The sequence below is a fragment of the Rhodococcus sp. p52 genome (genome assembly GCF_000763325.2).
GTDB lineage: Bacteria > Actinomycetota > Actinomycetes > Mycobacteriales > Mycobacteriaceae > Rhodococcus > Rhodococcus pyridinivorans.
Genome location: NZ_CP016819.1, coordinates 2,747,158 through 2,767,689, shown reverse-complemented (window position 1 = coordinate 2,767,689; position 20,532 = coordinate 2,747,158). Strand labels below are relative to the sequence as shown.

17 protein-coding genes and 1 pseudogene are annotated in these 20,532 nt (G+C 67.5%); 10 read left to right on the top strand and 8 right to left on the bottom strand.

The window, feature by feature from the left end; all coding sequences use genetic code 11:
- Positions 1-200 precede the first annotated feature (200 nt).
- Genes IM25_RS26840 through IM25_RS26830 form a run of 3 tightly spaced genes read left to right on the top strand, consistent with a single transcriptional unit; the run spans position 201 to position 909 of the window.
- A complete protein-coding gene (locus IM25_RS26840; protein ID WP_033097348.1) occupies positions 201-530 on the top strand; it encodes an acyl-CoA synthetase in 330 nt (109 codons plus the stop codon).
- Positions 524-790: an AMP-binding protein gene (locus IM25_RS26835; RefSeq protein WP_230810126.1), complete on the top strand. Its 267-nt coding sequence runs from the start codon at positions 524-526 to the stop codon at positions 788-790. The genes IM25_RS26840 and IM25_RS26835 overlap by 7 nt, the downstream gene beginning before the upstream one ends.
- A complete protein-coding gene (locus tag IM25_RS26830) occupies positions 691-909 on the top strand; it encodes a hypothetical protein (protein ID WP_006553967.1) in 219 nt (72 codons plus the stop codon). The genes IM25_RS26835 and IM25_RS26830 overlap by 100 nt, the downstream gene beginning before the upstream one ends.
- Positions 910-981: 72 nt before the next feature.
- Here IM25_RS26830 and IM25_RS12830 read toward each other — a convergent pair whose 3' ends face one another.
- From IM25_RS12830 to IM25_RS12805, 6 genes are all read right to left on the bottom strand, one after another.
- Complete coding sequence (locus tag IM25_RS12830; protein ID WP_019288129.1) at positions 982-1,965, bottom strand: TauD/TfdA dioxygenase family protein; 984 nt, start codon at positions 1,963-1,965, stop codon at positions 982-984.
- Between the two features lie 194 nt (positions 1,966-2,159).
- Positions 2,160-2,885, bottom strand: a complete 726-nt coding sequence (locus tag IM25_RS12825; protein ID WP_033097347.1) for a hypothetical protein — start codon at positions 2,883-2,885, stop codon at positions 2,160-2,162.
- A 145-nt stretch (positions 2,886-3,030) separates the two neighbouring features.
- A complete protein-coding gene (locus tag IM25_RS12820) occupies positions 3,031-3,543 on the bottom strand; it encodes a hypothetical protein (protein WP_006553962.1) in 513 nt (170 codons plus the stop codon).
- The gene (locus IM25_RS12815; protein WP_006553961.1) at positions 3,540-4,397 is read right to left on the bottom strand and encodes a ParA family protein; all 858 of its coding nucleotides are present in this window, start codon (positions 4,395-4,397) and stop codon (positions 3,540-3,542) included. The genes IM25_RS12820 and IM25_RS12815 overlap by 4 nt, the downstream gene beginning before the upstream one ends.
- Before the next feature lie 95 nt (positions 4,398-4,492).
- Complete coding sequence (locus IM25_RS12810) at positions 4,493-4,951, bottom strand: hypothetical protein (RefSeq protein ID WP_231780921.1); 459 nt, start codon at positions 4,949-4,951, stop codon at positions 4,493-4,495.
- 152 nt (positions 4,952-5,103) lie between these two features.
- Complete coding sequence (locus tag IM25_RS12805; protein WP_033097346.1) at positions 5,104-6,306, bottom strand: hypothetical protein; 1,203 nt, start codon at positions 6,304-6,306, stop codon at positions 5,104-5,106.
- Between the two features lie 793 nt (positions 6,307-7,099).
- On the opposite strand from IM25_RS12805, the gene IM25_RS12800 reads away from it, so the two are divergent.
- Positions 7,100-12,577, top strand: coding sequence for an ATP-binding protein (locus IM25_RS12800; RefSeq protein ID WP_065996089.1), 5,478 nt, complete (start codon positions 7,100-7,102; stop codon positions 12,575-12,577).
- Between the two features lie 73 nt (positions 12,578-12,650).
- Here IM25_RS12800 and IM25_RS12795 read toward each other — a convergent pair whose 3' ends face one another.
- On the bottom strand, positions 12,651-13,034 hold the full coding sequence (locus tag IM25_RS12795; protein WP_232333319.1) for a hypothetical protein: 384 nt from the start codon (positions 13,032-13,034) through the stop codon (positions 12,651-12,653).
- Positions 13,035-13,131: 97 nt separating this feature from the next.
- Entirely contained in the window at positions 13,132-13,911 is a 780-nt protein-coding gene (locus IM25_RS12790; RefSeq protein ID WP_037215787.1) for an alpha/beta fold hydrolase, read from the bottom strand.
- 672 nt (positions 13,912-14,583) lie between these two features.
- Between IM25_RS12790 and IM25_RS12785 the strand changes: the two genes are divergently transcribed.
- From IM25_RS12785 to IM25_RS12760, 6 genes and pseudogenes are all read left to right on the top strand, one after another.
- On the top strand, positions 14,584-15,417 hold the full coding sequence (locus tag IM25_RS12785; protein ID WP_006553955.1) for a 3-oxoacyl-ACP reductase family protein: 834 nt from the start codon (positions 14,584-14,586) through the stop codon (positions 15,415-15,417).
- Positions 15,418-15,463: 46 nt separating this feature from the next.
- Positions 15,464-17,347, top strand: coding sequence for a ketoacyl-ACP synthase III (locus IM25_RS12780; RefSeq protein ID WP_033097342.1), 1,884 nt, complete (start codon positions 15,464-15,466; stop codon positions 17,345-17,347).
- A 95-nt stretch (positions 17,348-17,442) separates the two neighbouring features.
- Positions 17,443-17,799, top strand: coding sequence for an excalibur calcium-binding domain-containing protein (locus tag IM25_RS12775; RefSeq protein WP_065996088.1), 357 nt, complete (start codon positions 17,443-17,445; stop codon positions 17,797-17,799).
- Between the two features lie 139 nt (positions 17,800-17,938).
- Positions 17,939-18,094 (top strand): annotated as a pseudogene (locus IM25_RS26825) (salicylate monooxygenase); the annotation flags it as partial.
- Between the two features lie 147 nt (positions 18,095-18,241).
- A complete protein-coding gene (locus IM25_RS12765) occupies positions 18,242-19,399 on the top strand; it encodes a helix-turn-helix transcriptional regulator (RefSeq protein WP_033097339.1) in 1,158 nt (385 codons plus the stop codon).
- 3 nt (positions 19,400-19,402) lie between these two features.
- Entirely contained in the window at positions 19,403-20,506 is a 1,104-nt protein-coding gene (locus IM25_RS12760) for a glycosyltransferase (RefSeq protein WP_033097338.1), read from the top strand.
- Positions 20,507-20,532: the final 26 nt, after the last annotated feature.

Sequence of the window (20,532 nt, the reverse complement as noted above, 5' to 3'; positions counted from 1 at the left end):
GTGAGGCGGCAACGGTGCGGCGCGGACGGGATCGACGGCGCACGGCGATCACCACCCGCGATGCTGCAGGTGAACTCAGAGTAGGCGTTCCACCTCACACGCGCACCGGGTTCGCGGACCGAATTGTGACGCGACGACGAGCGACCCGAACGACTCGTGTACGGCGAAGAGAACGTGTTCTCCATATATCCGAGGTAGCCATGGCAGAGACCGTCCAGCAGGCACTCCGTGACCTGTTCGAGAACAACACCGCGGCCGTCGTCCACGCGATCGCCGGGGCCGGGCTCGCGGGCTTCCCGCTCGTCGGCCTCAACAACACCCGACGCGGTGAGGGTCTGGCACGCGACATCCTGCGTGCGGACTGCCAGATCCTGCTGACCGATGCCGAGCACGCCCCTCTGCTGGACGGCCTGGATCTCGGCGACGTCGCCGTCTTCGACGTCGCGAGCCCCGAGTGGCGGGCGCTCGTCGACAGGGCCTGTCCGCTGGAGCCGTACCGGAAGGTCGGGCCCACCATCCGTTCATGTTGATCTTCACCTCGGGGACGAGCGACGATCCGAAGCCGGTGATGCTCGCCCACATGATGGTGTTGTTCTCGGGCAGCACGCTCGTCCCGCAGTTCTCGATCACGAGCGACGACGTAATCTACCTGTCGATGCCGTTGTTCCACTCCAACGCGATCCTCACCGGGTGGCCTACAAGGACGCGGACGGCTGGATCTACCTCGCCGGTCGCACGGCCGACTGGATGCGCGTGGACGGCGAGAACCTCGCCGCCGCCCCTATCATGACCGCGATCGTGCTGCGCGACGAGACGTCGCTCGTACCCGAGGAATTCGAGAAGGAAGGACCCACAGCGGGCGACGGCGTGCTGTGGGTCCGCGAGAACGAGAAGTACGTCGTGGCCTGACGTTGAGGAGCGCGAAACGGTCTTCGGCGCGGGATGTTTCGCGCTCCTATGACCGTTTCGCGCTCTGCTGTGTCAGTGCCCGTCGAAGCCGGGCAGTCGCGCCGGCTCCTCGACCACCGAGTACTCGCTCGCGTCGCCCTGCACGACCCTGCTGCGCGAGCCGTCGACGCCGACGGGGATGTCGCCGGCGAGGGTGATGCGATGCAGGCGGCGGGTGTGGTCGCCGAAGTCGGCGATGCCGTAGTGCTGCGTGGCGCGGTTGTCCCAGATCGCGACGTCGCCACTCTCCCACGACCAGCGGAACGTGTTCTCCAGCTTCGTGATCCGACTCTGCAGCAGCTGGAGCAGCGCGGCGGTCTCCGACGGCTCGAGACCGACGAACTCCTTGACGAAGTGACCGAGCAACAGGGTGCGCTCACCCGTCTCGGGATGGACCCGCACCACCGGGTGGATCGTTTCGTAGGTGTTGCGGCGGAACTCGTCCTGGTAGCGGCGTCGCTCCTCGGTCAGCGCCGGATCGGAGCTGCCCGCGTCGAGCTTCTCGGCGTAGTCGTAGAGATTGGTGTGCAGGGCCCACAGGTTGTCGACGAGCGCCTTCAGCGCATCCGGCAACTGCTCGTAGGCCGCGGTCGTGGAGGCCCACGTCGTCGCACCGCCGTACGGCGGCAGGGTCACCGCCCGCAGGATCGACGCCTTCGGAATGCGGTCGACGAAACTGACGTCGGTGTGCCAGCTGTTCGCAGCACCCTCGATGGGCAACAGCCGCTTACCCTTCGAGTGGACCGTGGGGTGCGACTGGGTCTGCGTGCCGAGCAGGCCGGCGAAGGCCCACTGCTCCTCGTCGTCGAGGTGATGCTGGTCGCGGAAGACGATCGCCTTGTGCACGGCGAGTGCGTAGCGGATGGCCTCGACGGTCTCGGACGCCAACGAGCCGGACAACCGCACCCCGTCGATCCGCGCACCGATGTGCTCCCCCAGCTTGGTGACGACGATGCCCCCGGCGGTGTAGACGGATTCGGCGGTGGTCGTATCGCGATCGAGTTCGGTGATGGTCATGCGATCTCTCCTTCGATGATCTGAACCTGGCGTTGTCGCTTGCGCCGATTCAGTTCACCGCCATCCGTCGGCAGAGTCGACGGTTGTGGTCAGCGAGATCGAAACGAGCCGAGCTCGCTTACGGGAGATCGAAACGAGCCGAGCTCGCTCACGGGAGATCGAAACGAGCCGAAGCCGCTATCGGGAGTGCGTTCTCACTCGAGGATCTCGCTCCGCCAGAAGGTGTCGCCGTCGGGGACGGTCTCGTGGTCGTCGAAGAAGGTGACGAGCGCCTGTGCGGCTGCCGCGGCGTCGGGGAAGCGACGCCCCTCCATCGGTCCCCGGTTGATCTCGAGCGTCCCGGACACCGGATCGACGCGCCCCTGCACGCGGTATCCCCCGATGTCGGCGACCACCGCGAGCCGTCCGTCGTCGGTGTCGGGTTCGGCGACCGCCGGTGTGGCCGGACGTGCTACGCGGACGGCCGCTGCCGGCACCGGCGCCGCGTCGTGGTCGGGATCCTTGACCGCGTCGAGACCGAGCAGATCCCAATGATCTTGACCGTGAACGACATTGCTGCGCTGAATCGGGTGACTGCCGGTCGGTGTCCGGCCGGGGCGGTCGGCGAGCCAGAGCGCGACCTCCTCCTCGATTCCCCCTTCGATGTCGTCCGCGTCCACCACATAGAACTCCGGTAGCTCGGGTGCGAGATCGACGAACACCCAGTACGACACGCCCGCACCGTCGGCGGCGGGCACTCCGTCGCGGCGTCGCGCGAGCCACGGATCGCTCGCCGTCGAGCACACCCGCACCACACGTTCGGATCCGTCCGCGCCCTGTACGCGGACGTCCCGCTGTCCAGGGATCGGCTCGGCCCGGCCGCCTCGCGCCAGAACCTCGGCCACGAAGGCCGCGACTCCCTGTCGAACGATGTCCCCCATATCGACTCCTCTTCTCGGTGCGCACATCGAGCAGTGAATCGGGATCGACGCGCGATGTGCCCACGTCCTGCGCGGTCTCATCGAGACCGGAGGTCTGGTGCGACCATACGTGGCTACGAGCAGAAGAAGAACTGCATGTGACCGATCACCGGAAAGCATCACCCTTCGTGGTGAGCGCCTTGACCCGTTCGACGATGCGGTCCTGAAGTTTGGACGGGGTGCGCCAGCGCATCGCGAGTTTGTCGTAGTCCATGGCGTGCTCGGCGATGATGTCCTTGAGTTGTTCGACCCCGAGGGTCGACAGCCTCTCCCGCAGAGTCGCCTCGCCGCTCTCGCGGAACACCACGAACGGGTCGAAGGCCCCGGGTGCGCGACGACTGCGACGCGCAGACGTTCGGGCCGCGGCCGGGCGCGTAGCAGGAGCGGGAGCAGGGGTCGGGGCGCTTGCGTCCGCGGTAACCGAGAGCGCTCCCGCGAGTGCCCTCGCGAACCGCGGCGTGCGTGCCGCCTCATCGGCGATCACCTGGACGAGAGCGACGAGCGCGCCGGCCGTGCCGGGTGCCGCCTCGTCGAGACGGAGCAACGCCGAACTCGCCTCGCCGATGCGCACCCGCAGACGCGCCTGTGCCATGTCGGTATCGGGGTCGGGATTCGTCACAGGTACACCTGCGCATTCATCATGATCGTCTCGGTGAGGATTCGCAGTGCGTCGTACTGGCCGGTGTTGCCGTACTTTCGCTTGAGCGTGCCGTAGGGCACGAACTCGGCGGACGCCGCGATCTGATTGGCCTCGGGCACCCAGGCGGGAACGACGCTCGCAATCCGGGGGTCGCGCTGGAGCTGTTCGATGATCGTGCGGTGCAGATTCGAGGCACTGCGGTACTTCGTGATGACGAGACCGATCTCCCGCACGGTGTGCCCGGTCCGTGTCGCGAATTCCTGGATCTTCGTCTGCAGCGGCGGAATTCCGTAGGTGGACAGGATGTCGGGAATCGTCGGGATGAGATAGCCGTCGGCGAGACGCAATCCGTTGAGGGTGAGGATCCCGAGATTCGGCGGGCAGTCGATCAGGATGTAGTCGTACCGGTCGGCGATGGGCCGGACAGCGGAGAGCAGCACCTCGACGGGACGGTGCGAGCCGGGATCGGCGTACTGCTGGTGGGTGAGCCCCTCCTGGATGTCCATGAGATCCAGCGACGACGCGAGCAGGTCGAGATCACGGACCGCTCGCACGGGCGAGACGTTCTTCTGGACGGCCTTCTCGATGTCGAACGCGTCGGCGTGGGGCGTGATCGCCTTACGGAAGAGCGTCGCGAGGGTCAGACCGAGTTCGTTCAGTTCCTGCCAGCGTTCCTCCCCCACCATCATCGTGGTGAGGTTGGTCTGCGGGTCGAGATCGATCATCAGCACCCGCTGCCCGAACTCCGCCGCCATGAACTCGCCCAGAGCGGCCGTCGTCGTGGTCTTGCCGACGCCACCTTTCAGGTTGATCGTCGCGATTACCCGTGCCACCCCACACCTCTTCGGGAAAGAAATTCATTACTCGATATCGCGAGCAAAACTACCCGAAGGCGGACATACGAGGCAGCCGGGTGACAGCTACCGGATCATCGGCCCCTCGACTCGACCGCGAGACGGGGCATGCCGGCGAGTTCGTCGGGCGTGACGTACGAATCGGAGGTCGCGAAACCGCTCAGGTACAGCGGCGGCTTGCGGTCGGCGACCGCGCGCACGATCTGCCCCTCCGAGACGAAGACGATGAGCCCTTCGGCATCGGATCCCGGCATGTTCCGCCAGGTGACTCCGGGGGTGTGCATCACGCGGTTGAGTTCGCTCATCAGCACCGGGACGCGGAAGTAGTACATCCGGTCCCACGACTCGACACCCGCTGCGGCCGCGACCTCCCCGAGCGTGCGGGACTGTCCGGAGACGAGCACCGATTCGAACTCGGCCTCGAGCTGCGGGTCGTCGACGACGGACACGCTCGTCGCCCCCGAACAACCCGAAACCCCCAGCACCGCAGCGACAGCCAGCGCGAAACCCGTACGCACGAACCGCGACGCCACCGCACCCCCCTGTGTATCGACCCCCGATAGGACGCGAGGAAGCTACCACCGGTTCGGACGAATACACCAGTGAAGACGGTCACTTTCCACGAGTTCGGGGATACGACCCGAAACGCAGCCGAATCGATGTGACAGATGACAGTAACTCCGAGTTACTCCTTTGCGGTGAGCTCGGCGATGTCCGTCCACAGAGCACTGCGGAGCGCGACCATCGGTTCGGCTGCGGCGCCGAGCTGGTCGCCGACGAAATCGGTGTTCTCGGCGGACAACTCGCGCGCACCCGATCTGCCGATCAGGTCGTCGATCCGCTGGTCGAGACTCGCGGTCCGCTGCGCGATGTGTGTGAGATGCAGATGGCCCTCCGCGCGCGTGAGCAGGTCGCCGATGCGCGCGAGCGCGGTGACGCGCGCAAGGATCTGGTCCCATACCGGTTCGAGCGCTGCCACCCGGGATTCGAGACCGGACCGCGCCTCGGGCGCCGATCGGATCGCGGACTGCAACTCGTCGAGCAGGTCGCGCAGGGCGACGGTGTCCACCGCGATCTGGGTGAGCTCCTCGGCGAGATCGAGCTGGGCTCGTTGAACCTCGAAGTACTCCGAACGCCACGCCGCCGATGCCTCGACGCGGTCGTACAGGGCACCGGCGAGGAAGAGCAGGGTGTCGTAGCGGTCGACGAAGCGGTCGTCGCCGGAGGGCACCTCGCGTCCGAGCCGTTCGGCGACGCGACGCCCCGTCTCGGCCAGCGGGGTGCGTTCGGACCAGCGACCCACGCGGTCGACGGCGACACCGAGCACCACTCCCCGGGCCTGCTCGACGGGCGTGACGGGCAGGGGCGCCGGGGTGCGTCGCAGTGCAGCGAACAGCGCCTCGCGTTGTTCGATCTCGAGATGCAGCCCGTCGCGTCGGTCGCGGCGCACGGCGCGGACGCCCTGGGCGTAGTGCAGCGGCGAGTGCACGACGGTCTGTCGCGCCGCCCGGATGCGTTTACCGAGCTCGTTGGCCCGGTATTCGAGTGCGAGTCGCGCAGCGCCGGGACGCAGGCCGTCGATCCGTGTGCGGAGGCGGGCGTGCTCGTCGGACAGGCGGCGCAGCTCACCGAATCCGTCGAGGGTGGGCAACCGGCGCCCGACGCGCCGGCGGTTCGCCAGCACAGCACGTGCCGATTCGTCGAGGTAGCCGGCGGCCAGTGCGACCGCCGCGGCGTCCGACAGAGGAGCGTGCCCGCCCTCGATACTGCCGGTCTCGCACCACCGGCGGACCTGCCCGGCGATACGTGTCCGCCGGTCCACCGACGGGATGTCCCGGCCGGGCGCGTCGTCGCGCCCCGGGAGGTGGGGTCGATCGGCTTCGGACACGGGGATCCTCCTCGCGGCTCGTCCGCAGGCATGCACCGTCCACTGTTCCAGATTCCGCGCGGGCTCGGAGAAATGCCCGGTAACGGCCCCGATCCCGGGCGCTCGACGGGCACGATCCCACACGTCCACGGCCGCGCTCCGGTTCGGTTGAGACCTTCACCTTTTCGCCCTTCGTGACGGATGTCACAGCATTATCGAGGTAGCTCCGAGCGATTTGCTCGATCCCGGATCGCGCCCGAGACGGGGGCGCGCGAAAACCGTTGCGTACCAGCAGAAGCGAGAGGACGCCGGCGACGGGTCCCTGACCCCTCAGGAAGTTACCGATCGGTGTTACTGCACAGTACCGGCAGCCTCCGGGACCGGAGACCCCCTCCCCGACACCCGTTCCCGAGCGAAATCCTCTGCGCGCGAATGCCTGTGAGAGAAGTCGGCCACGAGGGCGCCGCCGATCGCCCCGCATGGAAGCAAAACGTGACAAACCCTCATGTTTCCTCCATGCTGTAATCCGAACGGAGCCTTCGCCCAGGGGGACGTGACCGTCGCAACCGACGGCCGTAGCTGCGGAGACCTGTTCGAAACGGTCCTTCGGACACCGCGGATGTTGCCCGGTGGATCGACGACGAACACGCATGCCCATGCCAACCACGAGGAGCCGACCGCTACATGTTCCCGCTCGCGTCGCCAACACGAGACGTGGAAGGTAGGACCGGTTAGTTTGACTTCCTCATTGGGGTGGAGCTTCGAGACGCGCGCCCGATGCGTGCACAAACCATGGAGAACGGTGGCAACGAGTATGTTCAAGCGGATCGCAGTGGTCAATCGCGGTGAGGCGGCCGTACGCCTCATCCGGGCAGTCCGGGAGCTCAACTCCGAGCACGGCTACGACATCAAGACGATCGCTCTGCACACCGATGCCGAGCGACGGGCGATGTTCGTCCGTCAGGCCGACGAAGGAGTGACCCTCCGGCCGTCGACGACGGCGGCGACCCCCTACCTCGATCATGCAGAACTCGAGCGCGCGCTCCTCGAGGCGAAGGCCGACGCCGTCTGGGTCGGCTGGGGCTTCGTCGCCGAGGACCCCGCCTTCGCCGAGCTGTGCGCCCGCCTCGGGATCACCTTCATCGGTCCCTCCGCCGACGCCATGCGTCTGCTCGGCGACAAGGTCGAGGCGAAACTCCTCGCCGAGAAGGTCGGCGTTCCCGTCGCACCGTGGTCCGGTGGACCCGTCGATTCCCGCGCCGACGCGCGCCGCCACGCGCAGGCCATCGGCTACCCGCTGATCATCAAGGCCCGCTCCGGCGGCGGTGGCCGTGGCATCCGCAAGGTCTACGCCGAAGACGAGCTCGAGCTCGCCCTCGAGCGCACCCAGGGTGAGGCCGAGCGTTCCTTCGGCGACCCCGTCGTGTTCATCGAGCGTCTCGTCACCGACGCACGCCACGTCGAGGTCCAGGTCATCGCCGACAAGCACGGCAACGTCTGGGCCCCGGGCGTGCGCGACTGCTCGATCCAGCGCAAGAACCAGAAGGTCATCGAGGAGTCCGCCTCGCCGCTGCTCACCAAGGAGCAGTCCGACCACCTGCGCACGGTCTCGGCCGATCTCGTCCGCGCCGCCGGCTACGCCGGTGCCGGCACCGTCGAGTACCTCTACCAGCCCGACCTGAAGATCTTCACCTTCCTCGAGGTCAACACGCGTCTTCAGGTCGAGCACCCCATCACCGAGGCCACGACCGGCATCGACCTCGTCAAGCTGCAGATCCTCGTCGCCTCCGGCGAGAAGCTTCCCGGCGAGTGCCCCGGCGAGTTCGGGCACGCCGTCGAGGCCCGTCTGAACGCCGAGGACGCCGCCAACGGCTTCGCACCCGCTCCCGGCACCGTGCAGCTGCTCAAGTTCCCGCTCGGCTCCGGTCTGCGTGTCGACACCGGCATCGCCCAGGGCGACGTCATTCCGCCCGACTACGACTCCATGGTCGCCAAGATCATCGCGTGGGGCCGCGACCGCGACGAGGCACTCGCCCGCCTGCGCACCGCTCTGCGCGAGACCACCGTCGTCCTCGACGGCGGCACGACGACCAAGTCGTTCCTGCTCGACCTGCTCGACCGTCCCGAGGTCATCGACGCCTCCGCCGACACCGGCTGGCTCGACCGCACCGGCGCCGGCACCGAGACCGGTCCGTCCAAGGTCGCCGACGTCGCTCTGATCGCGACGGCCGTCGATGTCTACGACACCGACGAGGCCCACGAGCGCTCCGCCTTCCTCGCTTCGGCCCGCGGCGGTCGCCCGCGTGCCGGACACGCCGTCGGACGCAAGATCGAGCTGAGCTACCAGGGCCAGGCCTACGAGCTCGTCGTCGGCCAGGTCGGCCCGCACCGCTACCGGGTCGACACCGGTTCCGCCGAGTTCGACGTCGACGTCGAGCGGCTGGGCGACTACGAGTCGCGCCTGCCCCTCGGCGGACGCCGCCACAACGTGGTGTCGATCGCCGGTCCGGCCCACTTCCTCGTCGAGGTCGACGGCATCAGCCACCAGATCAGCCAGGACGAGGCCGGCGTGGTGCGCACCCCTGCCCCGGCCGTGGTCGTCGCGGTTCCCGTCGCCGTCGGTGACGAGGTCGAGGCCGGTCAGACCCTCGTCGTGCTCGAGTCGATGAAGATGGAGACCGCGGTCCGCGCTCCCTTCGCCGGCAAGGTCCGCGAGATCCTCGCCGTCGTCAACGCGCAGGTCGACGCGGGCGCCCCGCTTCTGCGGGTCGACCAGATCGTCGAGGAGGTCGTCACCGAGACCGTCGAGCGCGTGGAGTTCGCTGCACCGGCGCCCTCGCTCAGCGACGATGTCGCCGCCGACGCACTCGCTCGCCTCGACTCGCTCGCCGCTCTGGTCACCGGATACGACGTGTCCGCCAAGCGCACCGCGGCACTGCTCGCCGAGTACGAGCGTCTCTCCGGCTCGGTCGACTCGTGCGCGCTCGTCCGCGCCGAGCTCTCGCTGCTGACGACCTTCGCGGACGTGTGCGAACTGTCGCGCAACCGTCCGACCGAGGAGGAGAAGAACAGCGACGACCGGGTCCACAGCCCCCGCGAGTTCTTCCACGGCTACCTGCAGTCGCTCGACGTGGAGGTCGGGGGTCTGCCCGACAGCTTCCGCGCGCGTCTCGCCCGTGCCCTGCGGCACTACGACGTCCTGGAACTCGATCGCACCCCGGAGCTCGAGGAGGCCGTCTACCGGTTGTTCCTCGCGCTCGAGCGCATCGAGGCCCACGTCCCCGTGGTCACCTCGCTGCTCGACCGCTGGGTCGAGCGCGACGACACCGAGGTGGGGATCTCCCACGAGCTCAACGAAGTCCTCGACCGGCTGATCGTCGCGACCCAGGTCCGCTTCCCGGTCATCGGCGACACCGCCCGCAACCTGCGGTACCGCTACTTCGAGGAGCCGGTGATCCGCAAGGCCCGCGAGCAGGTCTACGACGGGGTCCGCGGTTCGCTCGCGTACCTCGCCGAGCATCCGCAGGCGACGGACTACGCGCAGCGCATCGATTCGCTGGTCGCCACACCCGAGCCGCTGATCGACCTTCTCGCACAGCAGATCACGCGTCCGGAGACCGTTCCGGGCCCGCTGCTCGAGGTCATCGCTCGCCGGGCGTACAAGATCCGCACCCTCGAGGACGTGCGTTCGTGCACCGTCGGCGGACACCAGTTCGTCACCGGCAACTTCGATCTGCGCGGCACGCGCCTATACCTGATCTCCGCCGAGGCCCCGCAGGCCGAGTTCGCGTCGCTGCTCGACGCCGTCGAGGAGTCGGCGTCCTCGGTTCCCGACACGAAGAACCTCGTGATCGACCTGTACCTCGCGTGGGACGACGCTCCGGCCGATGCCGACGCCCAGGCCGACGCGCTGCGCGCCGAACTCGCCGCACGCCCGGTGACCGGCGTGGCCCGTCGCGTGACCGTGACGGTCTGCCACACCGACACGGCCGAAGAGCACGTGTTCACCTTCCGCCCCTACGAGACCGGATACGCGGAGGAGACCAACATCCGCGACATCCACCCGCTCACGGGTCAGCGTCTGGATCTGTGGCGCCTGAAGAACTTCGACGGCACCCGCCTGCCCGCCAACCCGGACACCTACCTGTATCACCTGGTGTCGCAGGACAATCCGTCCGATGAGCGGTTCATCGCCCTCGCCGAGGTGCGCGACCTGACGCCGCAGCGCGACGAGTCCGGTCGCATCGTCGGACTGCCGGCCTTCGAACGCGCTCTCGCGAGCTCGCTCGACGGCATGCGACGCGCCCAGGCCAACCGCGGCGGGCGACGTCTCGACGCGAACCGCGTGGTGCTCTACGTGTGGCCCGCCGTCGATCTCGACATGGAGGACCTACGCCGCATCGGCCGCAACGCCGCGCCGCTGACCGTGGGTGCCGGACTCGAGGAGATCACCGTCATCGGGTCGTGGCGTGATCGCCAGGACGAGCCGGCACGCGAGGTCGCCCTGCGCTTCTCGTACCGCTCCGGTGCGGGCGTCATCGTGCGGGTCACCGAGCCGCCGAAGGAGCCGCTGAAGCCGCTCGACGAGTACACCCAGAAGGTCCAGCGGTCCCGTGCCCGCGGCACCGTCTACCCGTACGAGCTGATCCCGCTGCTCACCGGCGGCGAGGGCACCTTCGTCGAGTACGACTTCGACGAGCAGGGCACCCTCGTGCCCGTCGACCGCCCCTACGGCCGCAACACCGCGGGTCTGATCGTCGGCGTCGTCGACACCCCGACCCCGCGGTACCCCGAGGGCATGAAGCGCGTCACGCTGTTCGGTGATCCCACCAAGGCGCTGGGCACCGTCGCGGAGGCCGAGTGCTCCCGTGTGGTCGCCGCGATCGACCTGGCGGAGAGCCTGAACGCTCCCGTCGAGTGGTTCGCGCTGTCGTCCGGCGCGACGATCTCCATGGACTCGGGCACCGAGAACATGGACTGGGTGTCGCGCGGTCTGCGTCGCATCATCACATTCACGCAGAACGGCGGCGAGATCAACGTCGTGGTCACCGGCATCAATGTCGGCGCGCAGCCGTACTGGAACGCCGAGGCGACGATGCTCATGCACACCAAGGGCATCCTCGTGATGACCCCGGACAGCGCCATGGTGCTCACCGGCAAGCAGTCGCTCGATTACTCGGGTGGCGTCTCCGCCGAGGACAACTTCGGTATCGGTGGCTACGACCGCGTCATGGGCCCCAACGGTCAGGCGCAGTACTGGGCTCCCAACCTCAGGGCCGCCATCGAGACGCTGTTCGCGCACTACGCCCACGCCTACGTCGCGCCGGGCGAGCGCTTCCCGCGCAAGGCCGCGTCCACCGACCCGGTCGACCGCAACGTGTGCGTGTACCCGCACGTGCATCCGTCCAGCGACTTCACCACCGTGGGCGACATCTTCTCGTCCGAGACCAACCCGGATCGCAAGAAGCCGTTCGACATCCGTACGGTGATGCGCTCGGTGGTCGACCAGGACCACGCTGTGCTCGAACGGTGGGCCGACATGGCCGACGCCGACACCTCGGTCGTGTTCGACGCGCACCTGGGCGGAAACCCGGTGACGGTCATCGGCATCGAGTCCCGCGCGATCCCGCGCAAGGGCTGGTTCCCCGCCGACGGACCGGACCAGTGGACCTCGGGCACGCTGTTCCCCAAGTCGTCGAAGAAGACGGCACGGGCGATCAACGCGGCGAGCGGCAACCGTCCGCTCGTGGTGCTCGCCAACCTGTCGGGCTTCGACGGCTCCCCCGAGTCGCTGCGCAACCTGCAGCTCGAGTACGGCGCCGAGATCGGCCGGGCCATCGTCAACTTCGACGGTCCGATCGTGTTCGTCGTGGTCTCCCGCTACCACGGTGGTGCCTTCGTGGTGTTCTCGGGCGCACTGAACGAGAACATGGAAGTCCTCGCCGTGGAGGGTTCGTTCGCCTCGGTGCTCGGTGGCGCTCCGGCGGCTGCGGTGGTCTTCACCCGCGACGTCAACAAGCGCACCGCGAGCGATCCGCGGGTCGTGGAACTCGAGGCGCAGCTGCGGGCCGCCGAGGACGGCGACAAGGCACGATTGGGCGTCGAGCTCACCGCTCTGCGCACCGCGGTGCGGTCGGAGAAGCTCGGTGAGGTGGCAGCCGAGTTCGAGGCGATCCACAACATCCAGCGCGCACAGCAGGTCGGCTCGGTCGACGCGATCGTGCCGGCGGTCGAGCTGCGGCCGCAGATCATCGCGGCCGTCGAGCGCGGCATGGCACGCACGCTCGCGTAACCCACGCAACTAGAGCGAGACCCCACCGGAACACTTCCGGTGGGGTCTCGTCGTCGTGGGGCCGTCGTGCGGGTCAGTCGTCGTGATCGTCGTCCCGGTCGTCGTCCCGGTCGTCGTCGTGTACATCGTCACAGCGGTCGTCCCACTCGTCGTAGAAGTCCTCGACGTGGTCCGGCACCGTGTCGTCCCAGTCCTCGAACCACGCGTCGCAGCTCGTGACGTCGATGTAGGGGATGTCGGTGGGCAGGTCACCCGGCCCCGCATCCCGGGCCGGGTCGACGCCCGCCCGAACAGTTCCATCCGGGCCGCCGGTCGTCGTCTCGTCCACCACGCGGGCGACGGTGAACGACGACGGTTCGGAGGGAGCGGACTCACCTTGGTTCGCCGACACGAAACCGACGGTGCCGGCCGTCATCGCGACCGCTACAGCGGTCACGGCCCATGCGGTGCGGCTCATCGCCATGATCGTTCTCCTCGACTCGGTGTTCGTCCTGGTCACCGGTAACTTTGGCGCACGACGATGAGGGGTCGATGAGCCGAAGATGACGAAACCTTCATCCGAGACGCGTACGGATCCACTCGACCAGGATCCTGGCTACCTCGTGAGGAGCCTCCGGGACGAGGGCGTGCCCGCAAGCCGGCACGACGGCCGTGGAGACGAGTTCGCTCCCGAACTCGTCGACGAGCTCACCTCGGGTCTCCGCGGGCCGGAAAACGTCCTCTCCTGCTTGTACGTCGAGCAGAGGTGACGGCGCCACCGTCCACCACGATTCCTTGTCGGTCGCGGCCATCGCTGCCCGCTGCGACACGATCGCGTCGGGCCACCCCCCGTCGAGCCACACCGCCGGATCGTGTCCTGCGGCGAAGAAGACGTCGCGCAGGTGCACGAGTCGTTCGTGGTCGGGAAGCGAGAGGTCGGAGCACTTGGCGACACGCTCGGTCAGCGAAGCCGGAAACCGGCGGGCCCCGGCGGCGAGCACGGCGACCCCCCGGACGAGTTCGGGCCGGTCGGCGGCGAGTACCCGGGCCACGTAGTGCCCGAACGCATGACCGGCCACAACAGCGGGTGCGGCGTCGAAATGCTCGATGACGGCGGCGACGTCGCCCGCGAGATCGTGCAGGTCGAGACCGGTCATGGGTCCGCGGCTGCTGCCGATACCCCGGGGTTGCGGTCGCAGAGCGGTGAATCCCGCTGCGGCGAGGTCGCTCGCGATCGGATCGAATTCGTAGGAGTCGCGCCCGAGGGAGGGCAGCAGGACGACTGCCGGCCCTTCCCCGTCGAGACGTACCTCGAGTTCGGCCACCGGTGTTTCGACAAGACGAGTGTTGCTCACGGGGCCATCCTCTCATCGCCAGAAAGACCTGCGCTTCGCCACAACGACCCTCTGTAGTGTCGAGAATCACACCGACGCCAGGTGTGGCGCGTTTTCGAACGGGGAATACCAACGAGCTCGTCTTGGTCGAGCTTCGGCGGCACGGAGTGCGCCTCTCCCCGACAGGCGTCAAGCGACCGCCCACGGTAGGAAATCGACCCCGAATCCCTTCATCTGCAATTACTTTCGGGACCGTGCGCGAAACACGTTCGCGTCCACGCCATGTGCACACAGTTGTACCTGACTCCCCGGTAGCACGTTGTGCCATTCTGGAGCAGTCCGATTCGTGCAGGCTGTACGTCCGGATGGATACGAACATTCAGCATGTTCGTACCGTGGGGTAACCCCGAATATTCGTCGAATATGATTGTGCTCCAATACTTCTCGAACGATTTGGACAAATTGACGAAATTCGAGACTCGAATTGTTTCTGGTGACAACATCATCGAGGTGGTGCATGATTGGTGCCGCAGGGAGTTATGAGCCAATGAAGGCTCGTTTCAGGGGACACGCGTTCGAGTCAGGGGGATTCGAAACGTGCTCCTCCACAGAGAAATCAACGCGCAGGGGGCGTTTGTGCGACGTCGGCGAACAGCCGCGCCCGTCGCCCCCTCGCACAGCGAGGAGATCAGCATGACCAGCACCATCGAACCCAGCTCGCAGATCGCTGCCGGCGGAAACAAGCTCCGCGGACGCGTCGCGTTCGTCACCGGCGGCACGCGCGGCATCGGTGCGGCGATCAGCCGCAGCCTGGCGAGCCAGGGCGCCACCGTCGCCGCAGGCTACGGACGCAACACCGCCCAGGCGGATCAGTTCCTCGCAGACCTGAACGAGACGGGCCGCAAGGACGTCCGTTACTCCGTGCACCGCGGTGACGTCGCGAACGCCGACGACTGCCGACGCACCATCGACGAGGTCATCGAAACGCACGGCCGTCTCGACATCCTGATCAACAACGCCGGCATCACCATCGACCGCACGGTGCTGAAGATGCAGGACGAGGACTGGGACACCGTCATCGGCGTGAACCTCTCGGGTGCGTTCTACCTGGCGCAGGCCGCACTGCGCCACATGCTCGAGCGTGGCACCGGACGCATCGTCAACGTCTCCTCCGTCATCGGCGAGACCGGCAACATCGGCCAGGCCAACTACGCGGCATCGAAGGCCGGCCTGTTCGGTCTCACCAAGACCCTCGCCAAGGAAGCGGCCTTCTACCTGGCCAAGAACGACAAGCTGGACCCGAACGGCATCGGCGTCACCGTCAACACCGTCACCCCGGGCTTCGTCGCCACCGAGATGGTCGAGGCCATCCCCGAGAAGGTTCTCGCACGCATCACCGACACCATCCCCGTGAAACGACTGGCCGACCCGCAGGAGATCGCCCGGGTCGTGCACTTCCTCGCCGCGGACGCCTCCTCGTACATCACCGGTCAGGTATGGGGCGTCAACGGCGGCCTGGACATGTGATCCGGTCTCCCCACCCACTACTTCGAATCGAACGGTCCCCTCGCACATGCAGCCATTCGAGCTCAATCGGCACGGCCGAATTGTCTTCCCCTCCAATTTCGTTCCCGAACTCGACTTCTCTACGCTGAGCAGCGTCGACCACCTCGACGCCGTCATCCGACGCGACTTCGACACCAAGGCACCCACGGTCTCGGAGATCCTCTCCCGGCACGAACTGGGCAAGTACGCCTCGAAGTTCGAGATCATGCGGGACATGGCCCTGAACGTCTTCTGGGCCGACCGATTCCCGCTGATGATGTTCGAGCGGCGCGTCATTCGCTGGGGCGACGTTCCCCGCAACCGCGACGACGTCTACATGCCTCGTCTGACTCCCTGGCCCGAGGCCGAAGAGCGGCTGGGGGCGGTCGAGGACGCCTACCGCGCTCTCCCCCGCGCATGGGACAGTGCCGCCGAGGACCGCATCTTCGATCGACTCTTCGCGGTCTTCGGTTCGCGTCGTCACTTCGCCGGCGACCTGCCCACGGTCAAACCGACCGTGCCACAGCTGATCTCCGATCCGGAGAACATCACCCTGCGTGTTCGCCACTACGATCCGAACCACCCCGTCTTCGGATACGACGAGATCCTCGACTGTCACGAGGACGTCGCCGAACTCGAGGCACTGAGCCGCTGGTCGATGGTTCTGCACAACCAGCAGCCCTGGGACGGAAGCGAAACCGAACTCGTCCGGGTCGCGGACCTCAAGGACGACGACTACGTCGTGGCCTCCCATCCGCGCAATCGCGAGGTCCAGCGGTTCATCAACCGGGTCATGTCGGGCAGGACCCGTAAGGCCACCTCGTACACGCGGCACGAACCGGTGGCACCGTCTGCGCCCTACCCGGCCGTCGACGTGCGCTCGGAGTTCGCGATCGCACCCCGCATCGATGCGATCGCGGTCGCGCACGGCGACCAGGTGTGCACCAACGAGGACCTGATCCGTAACACCGCCTACAACTGGTCGCCCATGTCGGCCGACGAGATCACGGCCAAGACCGGGATCGAGCAGCGCCGGTACACCTCGGGAACCTTCGAGGACCTGGCCCTGACGGCGGCGAAGCAGGCGATCACCCACGCCGGAGTCGGCCCGCAGGACATCGGCGCGGTCATCACGTGCACGTGCACGAGCGGTCGGCTGATCCCGTCGCTGGCCACGTGGATCTCGGGCGAACTGGGCATCGGGCAGACCCATGCCTCGTTCGACCTGATCGCGGCGTGCGCGGGAATGCCCTACGGCTTGGCCGAGGCGACCCGCATCCTGCAGCAGGTCAAGCGCCCCGTCCTCGTGGTGTGCGTCGAGAAGTTCTCGGACAAGATCGGCACCGTCCGGCCGTCCCGGATGATCTTCGGTGACGGCGCCGCGGCGATGGTCATCTCTCCGGCCGCCGAGGGCGAGGCACCCGATCTCGAGTTCTTCAACAGCTACGCGAGCGGCCCGACGAGCGAGGTCAACTCGATCATCTGGCCGAACCCGGACTTCGACAACTTCATCACGGTCTACGGACCCGAGGTGAAGACGCTCGCCGGTCGTTATCTGGCGCAGATGCTCGACGAGATCAAGGCCCTCCCGTCTCCCGACGACGCCGAGCGTTCGCTGCTCGACGACATCGATCTCATCGTTCCCCATCAGGCGAACAAGACGATGGTCATCGAGCTCGCCGCGAACGCCGGACTCTCGGCCGACCGGTTGTACTTCAACATCGAGAAGGTCGGCAACACGTCGTCGGCGAGCATCCCACTCGCGATCCACGACGCCGTCCGCGAGGGGGTCATCACCGAACCGGTGCGCATCTTCGCTCCCGGCTTCGGCGCCGGAGCGGTGGCGGGGTACACCGTCATGCGGATCGACCCGAAGGTGGTCGTGGCGTTCGAGGAGGCCGACGCCGGCTGAGCCCGGCGTACGACGGACTTCCGGGCCGTCCCCCGGCAGGCCCGGAGTACATCGGCCCGTTCGCGACATCCGGTCGCGAGCGGGCCGATCGTCGTCTGCGACCGGGCGACGTAACACCCGCACCCTCGACCGCCACCGCCTTCCCTCTCGTGGACCTGCTCCCGAAGGGCATCGCCGATCTCGTTCCGAGCGGATCGTTCAATCCGTTCGCTCCGCCGCCGGCACCTCCGGCTCCCCCGTCCCCGCCGGCACCTCAGGCCGGCCCGGCTCCGCAGGTGGCACCGGCTCCCCCGGCTCCCCGTCCGGCTCCGTCCGCACCGAGCGGCGGGGTCAAGAACTGCACCGAGGCCTGGAACGCGGGCGCTGCTCCGGTCCACCGCAACGACCCCGGATACGCACCGCGCCTCGACCGCGACAACGACGGGATCGGCTGCGAGCGCGATCCGCGCTGATCGGTCCGTCCCGTAAAAGAGCGAAGGCTCTTCCATCCTCTCCGGGATGGAAGAGCCTTCGTCGTTCGTACGTGCGGAAACCTCAGAGCCAGCGCGGCGGCGTGAGTTCTCCGCCGGTGACGCCGACGGCTCCGCGACCGACCGCATCCTCACCACCGGACGCATGTGGGGCGACCTGTGGCACCTCGACGGTGCCGGTCGCGAGGCCCGCAACGAGCTGTTCCGCATCCGCGACACCTCGAGCTACAAGTACACCGACTGGCTCCGGGGCTACAGCTCCGACCGCAACCGCTGAGCACTCACACAGCGCCGCAGAGCAATTCGTCCCGTTCCGGACAATGCCGTCCCCGATCACCGATCGGGGGCGGCATTCGCCGTATATACGTCGTTCGTCCCGCACCGAAAGGTACCAGAGCGACCGTGACCAGCACATACTGAAAATATGACCGCGTCACGGCAGGCGTCGGCGCTCCGCAGCGAGGTTCGGGACATCGCACTCGGAACCGCCGACCCGGTCGAGTTCCGGCACGCCGTCCTCGACACGATCCGGCGGCGTATCCACTACGACATCGGATGCATCGCTCTCGTCGATCCGGCGAGCATGTTGTTCACGTCCGTGACCATGCTCGGCGCCGACGCCCCGCCCGGTCGTGCCGCGAAGACGGTGGCACACATCGAGTACGGCACGTCGCGCTTCGCGAACACCTACTGCAAGCTCGCCCGGACGCGCACCGGTGTCCAGACGATCCGCGAGGCGATCGACTGCGACATCCGCGATTCCTTGCCCTACAGCGAGATCCTCGAACCGCAGGGAATGGACGACGAGGTGCGCCTCGTCTTCCGGGGCCGTGACGGGCGCGTCTGGGGCGGCGGCACTCTCATGCGCGCCCCCGGCCGACGCTTCGACGCCGACGATGTGGCAGCACTCGCAGGATGCGTGGGCGAGATCGGCGACGGACTGCGGTTGTCGTTGCTCCGCGAATCCCCTCGACTCGCGGCGGACGCATCACCCGGCGGTTCCGGTCCCGCGGTCGTGGTGGTGGGCGCGGACAACGAGATCGAATCGGCTACTCCGCAGGCGGTGGAGTATCTCGAGCGACTCGGTGCCGAAGGCGCCTTCATGCTCCCGGCCGTAGTGGTCGCCGTCCGTTTCCGCTACGAAGGGGCCGCCGCGCGCGTCGTCCGTGTCCGTACGGAGGACGGTCAGTGGCTCGTCCTGCGGGCCGGGTCGCTGGACGGCCGAGGAGAATCGGCCCGGATCGTCGTCGCGGTCGAACCCGCGCAGCCCGGTCAGCTCGTGGCTCTGACCGCCGCCCTTCACGGTCTCACCGAACGGGAGACCGATGTCCTCGCCCGCGTTCTTGTGGGAGAGACACGCACCGAGATCGCGCGTGGACTGTTCGTCAGCCCGTACACCGTGCAGGACCACCTGAAGAGCATCTATGCGAAGACGGGCGTGAACAGTCGGCAGGAACTCGTCGCACGACTGTTCTTCACGCACTGCCTCCCCCGGGTCGGTACGGAGATCGGGCCGGACGGGTGGTTCGTCGAGAAACCGGCGCCGACGAGCGTCCCGGTCGGTGCACATCGGAAGAGGTGAGCCGTGGCACGCATCCTGATCGTCACACTGGAAGGCGGCGGGAACTACCCGCCCGAAGCAGCGCTCGGACGCGAGTTGCACCGCCGCGGACATCACGTTCGGGTTCTCGGTCACGAATCGCAACGGAAGGTCGCGGAGGATGCCGGCCTCGTCTTCTGCGGCTACCGGCACTCGCCGACCTGGACCCCGCACGTAGAACTGAGCACCCCGAAAGTGCTGACCATGGCCTACGCCATGATGACCGACCCCGCCGTCGCGCGGGATGTGGAGGACGAGATCGCCGGGGAGCCGACCGACCTGGTGATCGTCGATTGCATGCTGTTCAACGCCCAGGACGCTGCGGCGCGCACCGGGGTGCCGTACGTGGTGCTGTTCCATTCCTTCTTCGCCGCATTCGACGGCGCCTTCCGGCACGGACCGTTCGGGATCGGTTCGCGACTACGCGGCCTGGGTCCGAAGCGACTGTGGGAACAGGCCGACATGCGACTCGTGTGCTCGGACCGAATGCTCGACCCGGCCGCGCGACGGCGCACGGACGGCTCGCTGACCTGGACCGGTGCGATTCACGACGCGAAGGCCGCGGCGTTCGGTCGAACACCGCCGCGCGTGCTGGTCAGTCTGAGCACCGCCGGCTTCCCGGGTCAGCGCCGCACTTACCAGAACATCTTCGACGCCGCCGCGGAGATGGACGCGGAGTTCGTCGTCACGACCGGGCCGGCGATCGACCCTACCGGGTTGCGCGTACCGCCCAATGCGACCGTCCACCGGTACGTCCCGCACCACGAGCTGATGCGGACCTGTTCGGCGGTCGTCGGGCACGGCGGGCACGCGACGACCTTCCGGGCTCTCGCACACGGACTTCCGATACTGATCATGCCCATGTCGGCGGTGACGGATCAGGCGATCATCGGTCGTGAGGTCGCGAAGGCGGGGGCTGGAATCCGCCTGCGGAAGACCGCCTCGCCCGAGCAGATACGCGCGGCCTTGGAGAGGCTGCTGACCGACGACGGTTATCGCACGGCAGCAGCAGAACTCGGCGCCCGTCTCCGAACCGTCGACGGTGCATCGGCTGCGGCCGACCGGGTGCTGACGCTCGTCGACCACTGACGAACACGCGAAGGACCGGCACCTGT